Origin of the sequence: Roseateles sp. (assembly GCF_031397715.1) — a bacterium.
Classification (GTDB): domain Bacteria; phylum Pseudomonadota; class Gammaproteobacteria; order Burkholderiales; family Burkholderiaceae_C; genus Paucibacter_A.
In genome coordinates, this window is record NZ_JANNMI010000007.1 from 1 (window position 1) to 5594 (window position 5594).

Here is a 5594-nt window from a genome sequence, read left to right on the forward strand (position 1 = left end):
CTTGGGCCTGGGCGAGAAGATGGTTCCCTCGATGATCGAAGCCCAGGAGAAGCTCACCGGTAGTCCCATCGTGAAACGCTGAACGCACAACGGAGGAGAACAACATGGATGCGACGACGATGCGTTGCTTTTTGTTGCTCATGCCGAATTGTCCCGCATCAACTCAAGACTTGATCAAGGGCGTATAGAGCGACGGGTCGATGTGGATGGCGTCCAGCGGCAGCCGTTTGCCGGCCACCTGGTCTTCGATGCAGCGCAGCACCAAAGGGCTGCGGTGGCGGGCGGCGCTGGCGCGAACTTCGTCCAGCGTCATCCAAACGGTACGATGGATGCCGTGGTCGAGCCGGCGGCCTTTGATCACCTCACCGACTCGGCCCGTGAACGCCAGCCGAACATAGGTGACATCCTCACCGCGCTTGCTGCGTACAAAGCGCGCCATATAGACACCTAACAAGGCTTCGGGCACAAAGTCGCGCGCCGTTTCTTCCAGCGCCTCGCGCACCACGCCCTCCAGCGGTGATTCGCCCGGGTCCAGATGCCCGGCCGGGTTGTTCAACTGCAGGCCTTCCGGCGTTTCTTCTTCGACCAGCAAATAGCGGCCGCCCTGCTCGATCACCGCTGCGACCGTGACCGCAGGCTTCCAACGCTCATCTTGGGTAGACATCTCTAAACCTTTATCCCCAGGCATGTCCGGGTGTCATCTAGGGGTTCTATTGTGTAAGCTCGGCGCGAGTTATGCCCAATGAGGGCTGTTGAGGGAGAGATTCATGTTGATAGGAGTTCCGCGCGAGAGCGTGGCCGGTGAGACGCGCGTGGCGATCACGCCCGAGACGGCCAAGAAACTGAAAGCGCAGGGTCATGTCTTGCGCATCGAGAGCGGCGCCGGCCTGGGCGCCAGCGTCACCGACGCGGCCTACACGGCCGCCGGTGCGGAGATCGTCGACCGCGCTGCGGCCTTTGCCGCCGACTTGCTGCTCAAGGTGCGCAGCCCATCGGCTGAGGAGTTAGCCCTGGTCAAGCCCGGTGCGGCCCTGGTCGGCATGCTCAACCCCTTCGACGCCGACGGCCTGCAGGCGCTGGCCACGGCCGGCCTGACCGCCTTTGCCCTGGAGGCGGCGCCGCGCACCTCGCGCGCGCAGAGTATGGATGTGCTGTCCAGCCAAGCCAATATTGCCGGCTACAAGGCGGTGATGATTGCCGCCGACCGCTATCAACGCTTCTTCCCGATGCTGATGACGGCGGCCGGCACGGTCAAGGCCGCACGCGTCGTCGTGCTGGGCGTCGGCGTGGCGGGCTTGCAGGCGATTGCCACCGCCAAGCGTCTGGGTGCGGTGATCGAGGCCTCGGATGTGCGGCCCGCCGTCAAGGAGCAGGTTGAATCGCTGGGCGCCAAGTTCATTGACGTGGCCTATGAGACCGACGAAGAGAAGGAAGCAGCCGTCGGCGTAGGCGGTTACGCCAAGGCGATGCCGCAGAGCTGGCTGGACCGCCAGCGCGCCGAAGTGGCCAAGCGGGTGGCGCAGGCCGATGTGGTGATCACCACCGCGCTGATTCCCGGTCGCGCCGCACCCGTGCTGGTCAGCGAGGAGATGGTCAAAAGCATGAAGCCGGGGTCGGTGATCGTGGACCTGGCTGCTGCCAATGGGGGAAATTGCCCGCTCACCGAGGCCGGCAAGACCGTCATCAAATACGGCGTCACGTTGGTCGGCGAAACCAATCTGCCGGCTCTGGTAGCGGCCGACGCGTCGGCGCTGTATGCCCGCAACATCCTGGACTTCTTGAAGCTGGTGATCAGCAAAGAAGGTGTGTTCCAGGTCCCAATGGACGACGACATCGTTGCCGCCTGCCTGATGACGCAGGCCGGCGAAGTCATGAGAAAGATAAAGAGCTGAGCCATGGAACATTTTGTCGACCCGACGATCACCAATCTGATCATCTTCGTGCTGGCGATCTACGTCGGCTACCACGTCGTCTGGACGGTCACGCCGGCGCTGCACACGCCGCTGATGGCCGTCACCAACGCGATCTCGGCCATCGTCATCGTCGGCGCCATGATGGCCGCCGCGCTGACCGTCACCGACCTGGGCAAGTTCATGGGTACGCTGGCCGTGGCGCTGGCGGCCGTCAATGTGTTCGGCGGCTTCTTGGTGACGCGAAGGATGCTGGAGATGTTTAAAAAGAAGGACAAGAAGACCGTGGAGACTAAGAAATGAGCATGAATTTAGTCGCCCTTTTGTACCTGGTCGCCAGCGTCTTCTTCATCCAAGCGCTGAAGGGCTTATCGCATCCGACCAGCTCGATCCGAGGCAATATTTTCGGCATGGTCGGCATGCTGATCGCCACCGTCACCACCGCTGCCTTGATCGTCAAGCTGGCGCATGGCGAGTTGTTCGGCCTGACTTATGTGCTGGCCGGTCTGGTCATCGGCGGGGGCTTGGGTGCCTATATGGCGCAAAAGGTCGAGATGACCAAGATGCCCGAGCTGGTCGCCTTCATGCACAGCATGATCGGCCTCGCGGCCGTGTTCATCGCGGCCACGGCCGTGCTGGAGCCGGCGGCATTTGGCATTACTTCAGCGGGCAGCACGTCGATACCCGGCGGCAACCGGATCGAGCTTGCGCTGGGTGCCTTCATCGGCGCGGTCACCTTCAGTGGTTCGGTGATCGCCTTTGGCAAGCTCTCGGGCAAGTACAAGTTCCGCCTGTTCCAGGGTGCGCCGGTGTCATTTGCCGGGCAGCACAAGCTCAATCTCGCGCTGGGCTTGGCGGCGGTGATCAGCTGCTATGGCTTCTGGGAAACCCAGTCCTGGGCCGCCTTCATCACTATTCTTGTGTTGGGCTTCGCGCTCGGCGTTTTGCTGATCATCCCGATCGGCGGCGCCGACATGCCGGTGGTGGTGTCGATGCTGAACAGCTACTCGGGTTGGGCCGCGGCGGGCATTGGTTTCTCGCTCAACAACGCCATGCTGATCATTGCCGGCTCGCTGGTCGGCTCATCTGGGGCGATCCTGAGCTACATCATGTGCAAGGCGATGAACCGCAGCTTCTTCAATGTGATCGGCGGCGGCTTTGGCGGTGATGCGACAACAGTGGCCGCCGGTGGCGCCGTGCAGCGCCCAGTCAAAAGCGGCAGCGCCGACGATGCCGCTTTCATCATGGGCAATGCCGAGACCGTCATCATCGTGCCCGGCTACGGCCTGGCGGTGGCGCGTGCGCAACATGCGGTCAAGGAGTTGGCGCACAAGCTGACCGAGCGCGGCGTCAAGGTCAAATACGCGATCCACCCGGTGGCGGGCCGCATGCCGGGTCACATGAATGTGCTGCTGGCCGAGGCCGAGGCCGAGGTGCCCTATGACCAGGTGTTCGAGATGGAGGACATCAATGCCGAATTCGCGCAAGCCGACGTCGCCATCATCCTGGGTGCCAATGACGTGGTGAACCCCGCCGCGCATGTCAAGGGTTCAGCCATCTACGGCATGCCGATTCTGGAGGCCTACAAAGCCAAAACCATCATCGTCAACAAACGCTCGATGGCCGCCGGTTATGCCGGCTTGGATAACGAGTTGTTCTATATGGACAAAACGATGATGGTGTTCGGCGATGCGAAGAAGGTGGTGGAGGATATGTTGAAGGCGGTGGAGTGATTGTTGAAAGTCAGGTGAGTAAATGCTCGATTTAAATGAAGTGTGTTTAAAAAGAGCTAATTAGTTATTATGCAAGAAGAAAAAATTAGAAGTAGCTGGTTTCGTTGGGTTGCTGTGGCGCTGGCGTTGTTGATTGTAGGAATAAGGATTCGGTATATCAATGAGCCGTTGGAAAATGATTTAACTATCCGTTTTGATTATGTTGTCAGGCATTTGCATGGCAGCCAATATTACACAGAGTTGATTGCATTTGGCCCGGCTGGTGCTTTTTGGATAAACGAGATATTTATTCGAATATTTGGAGCCAATGCCTTCACGGTATTTTTAATCGGCTGCATATTTTCACTGCTGACGTTGCAAGGCGTATTTTTGTTGGCGCGCGACTGGGCGGGGCAGTTGGGGGCTGGGATTGCGGCCATGATTTGGACGATTCTAAGCTTCGGGCTGGCAACGCAAGCCAATCAGCCGAATACCGAAGCGTATATTTTGGCACTAGTGGTGTGGGGCTTTGTAGCACTTCAGAAGCCACAAGCTGTTAAAGGTATTGACCTATTTGGAATCTGTGCAGGCTTGCTGTTTTTCTTGGCTACAGCGATCAAACATCATATGTTGTTCATGCCTTTATTGGCTTTTTTGGGGCATGGGTTGGTCGGTTGGCGCCCGCATAAGAGAACTGGCGGTCTAAACCTTAGGAGATGGTTGGTCGCCGCCTTTGTCTTGGTCATCGCATGGCTGCTGCTGTTAGGTTTTTATGCAATGACGGGCAGGTTTTTTATATTTTTTGACGGCCTTTTAGGACAGTCATTGAAGTATGCTGGTGGAAACTCTGGAATTATTGCCAATCTATCCAGTGGTTTGAAGCCGTACTACCTGATTCCAGCGGAGCAGCGCCCGCATCTGATTTTATATGTGATGCTTGCGCTTTGCATCCCGCTGGGATTGTGGAAGCGCCAGTTTACGATTGTTTTGCTTTTGGTTGGCTGGTCAATTGGAGTGTGGCTTGCGATTGCCATACCAGGCAGAGGATATCCACATTACTTTACACTTTGGCACGCGCTGCTCGCAATTGGAGCGGGTTATTTTTTTGCCCTTGTGAAAGATATGCTGCCTAGTAAATACGGGGGGGCATGCGCAATCATTGCAGCTGTGTTTGTGTTTGGATTTTTTTGTTTTCGTATTCCAGAAGTTTGGAACAATAAGGCGGAGCAGGCGGTCTACCTGAAGTACGGAAAAGTTTTAGGTTCCAGGTTTACCGAGGCCCGTCAAGTGGGGTTGTATCTCCGTGAGCATGATCCCGCCCTCACGGTTACAGAGCTGGGTGCTTCAGGGTTGCATTTTTGGAGCAATCATTTGCCGCCGGCACCGTTTGTAGATTCTTTGTATGCCGGGGAGAGTCAGCTAGGTGAACTCTATTTGGCCAAGATGACCGCTCAGTTGGTCGATGAACCGGCGGACTGGCTGGTTGTTTGGCGAGAATTGCTGAGGCCCGCTAACAAAGATCCGCGAGCCTTCCTCGTCCGCAAAATAACCACAAAACACGAGTATATTGAGAGGACAGATCTTTCTGGTAACGCGTTGGTTGTCTTGCGGCTGACGAAACGGAATCGCTGAAATTGACTTGTTGAGGTGTTCGGCAACGCAATCCTATTAGTTACCAAGCACTTCAAGTATTTTTTCAATTACATCAGGCTGATAATCGTTCAGACCGACCCAGAGTGGCAATCGAACCAGTCTGTCGCTGAGATCGGTGGTGTTGGACATATTGCCATGCGAGCGCGCTGCATGCTGGCCGAAGGGTGAGCTGTGCAAGGGGACGTAATGGAAGACCGTGCCGATTTGCAGCGCCCTCAGCTTGGCGATAAATTCCGTCCTTGCGGCTAGGTCAGGCAACAGCACGTAGTACATATGCGCGTTGTGGGTGACGCCATCCGGCACGATCGGGCGGCGCAAT

The 5594-nt window shown here is 57.3% G+C and carries 6 protein-coding genes; 4 read left to right on the top strand and 2 right to left on the bottom strand.

Annotated features, from left to right (window positions below):
* Nucleotides 1–163 precede the first annotated feature (163 nt).
* Nucleotides 164–664, bottom strand: coding sequence for an NUDIX hydrolase (locus RMO57_RS00235; protein ID WP_310383170.1), 501 nt, complete (start codon nt 662–664; stop codon nt 164–166).
* A gap of 103 nt (nt 665–767) precedes the next feature.
* Between RMO57_RS00235 and RMO57_RS00240 the strand changes: the two genes are divergently transcribed.
* From RMO57_RS00240 to RMO57_RS00255, 4 genes are all read left to right on the top strand, one after another.
* Nucleotides 768–1892, top strand: coding sequence for a Re/Si-specific NAD(P)(+) transhydrogenase subunit alpha (locus RMO57_RS00240; protein WP_310383171.1), 1125 nt, complete (start codon nt 768–770; stop codon nt 1890–1892).
* Between the two features lie 3 nt (nt 1893–1895).
* Entirely contained in the window at nt 1896–2213 is a 318-nt protein-coding gene (locus tag RMO57_RS00245; RefSeq protein WP_310383172.1) for an NAD(P) transhydrogenase subunit alpha, read from the top strand.
* A complete protein-coding gene (locus RMO57_RS00250) occupies nt 2210–3643 on the top strand; it encodes an NAD(P)(+) transhydrogenase (Re/Si-specific) subunit beta (protein ID WP_310383173.1) in 1434 nt (477 codons plus the stop codon). Before RMO57_RS00245 ends, RMO57_RS00250 begins: the two co-directional genes overlap by 4 nt.
* Before the next feature lie 69 nt (nt 3644–3712).
* Nucleotides 3713–5254: an ArnT family glycosyltransferase gene (locus tag RMO57_RS00255; RefSeq protein WP_310383174.1), complete on the top strand. Its 1542-nt coding sequence runs from the start codon at nt 3713–3715 to the stop codon at nt 5252–5254.
* Between the two features lie 36 nt (nt 5255–5290).
* Here RMO57_RS00255 and RMO57_RS00260 read toward each other — a convergent pair.
* On the bottom strand, nt 5291–5594 hold a 304-nt coding region (locus RMO57_RS00260; protein ID WP_310383175.1), incomplete at its 5' end, for a DegT/DnrJ/EryC1/StrS family aminotransferase.

Coding starts and splice junctions, on each gene's coding strand:
- RMO57_RS00235 (WP_310383170.1), bottom strand. CDS start 664: ATGTCTACCCAAGATGAGCGTTGGAAGCCTGCGGTCACGGTCGCAGCG.
- RMO57_RS00240 (WP_310383171.1), top strand. CDS start 768: ATGTTGATAGGAGTTCCGCGCGAGAGCGTGGCCGGTGAGACGCGCGTG.
- RMO57_RS00245 (WP_310383172.1), top strand. CDS start 1,896: ATGGAACATTTTGTCGACCCGACGATCACCAATCTGATCATCTTCGTG.
- RMO57_RS00250 (WP_310383173.1), top strand. CDS start 2,210: ATGAGCATGAATTTAGTCGCCCTTTTGTACCTGGTCGCCAGCGTCTTC.
- RMO57_RS00255 (WP_310383174.1), top strand. CDS start 3,713: ATGCAAGAAGAAAAAATTAGAAGTAGCTGGTTTCGTTGGGTTGCTGTG.